1 pseudogene is annotated in these 278 nt (G+C 43.9%); it reads right to left on the minus strand.

Annotated elements, in window-relative coordinates:
- Positions 1-278, minus strand: a pseudogene (gene ligA / locus C1G53_RS12455) (NAD-dependent DNA ligase LigA); the annotation flags it as partial.

A 278-nucleotide genomic window follows, 5' to 3' on the forward strand; every position in this document is an offset into this window, starting at 1 on the left:
ATAGCATCCCGACTTGCAAAATGTTCCAACTTACTCATCAGCTGGCTAGGACAAATAGGGTTGATACAGCGGAGGGCAACTTCGTCCTCATAGTGTTGTAGGTCGCTCTGACAAGACGGACAATGACTAGGAATGGGCATGATTTCTTGCTCTTTTCGATACTTGTCCACCACTTTCAGAACTGCTGGAATAATATCTCCCGCCTTATAAACAATGACCGTATCGCCAATACGAATATCTTTTTCGGCGATATAATCTACGTTATGCAAAGTTGCTCG

Source organism: Streptococcus suis (assembly GCF_002960445.1).
Classification (GTDB): domain Bacteria; phylum Bacillota; class Bacilli; order Lactobacillales; family Streptococcaceae; genus Streptococcus; species Streptococcus hyiners.